The organism is Streptomyces sp. SM1 (assembly GCF_002910825.1).
Taxonomy (GTDB): domain Bacteria; phylum Actinomycetota; class Actinomycetes; order Streptomycetales; family Streptomycetaceae; genus Streptomyces; species Streptomyces okerensis.
On sequence record NZ_NEUB01000454.1, the window covers coordinates 1 to 507 of the forward strand.

Here is a 507-nt window from a genome sequence, read left to right on the forward strand (position 1 = left end):
GCGCACCGCCCGCAGGTGGTGGACGCGACGGCGGCCGGGCAGGCGTACACGGCGCTGGCGACGGTCGAGGAGCTGCTGAAGGACTGGCATGAGGGCGGACCGGCGGTGCTGCGCTCGGGCGGGCTGAGCGTGCGGGATCTGAAGCGGACCGCGGCGGCCCTGGACGTGACCGAGCCGGTGGCCGCGTTCTGGGTCGAACTGGCCTACGCCGCCGGGCTGCTGGCCTCCGACGGCGAGGCCGACGAGCGGTACGCGGCGACGCCGGCGTACGACGAGTGGCGTGAGCTTCCGGACGCGGAACGGTGGGCGCGGCTGGCCACGGCGTGGCTGGCGGCGACCCGGACGGCGGGACTGGTCGGCGGGCGGGACGCGAAGGACCACACGCTGTCGGCGCTGGGGCCGGGACTGGACCGCTCGGCGGCCCCGGAGGTACGGCACCGGGTGCTGGCCCTGCTGGCCGCCCTCCCGGAGGGGGCCGCCCCGTCCGGCGATTCGGTACTGGCCCGC

1 pseudogene is annotated in these 507 nt (G+C 77.5%); it reads left to right on the top strand.

The window, feature by feature from the left end:
* Nucleotides 1-507 (top strand): annotated as a pseudogene (locus tag B9S61_RS11375) (DNA-binding protein); the annotation flags it as partial.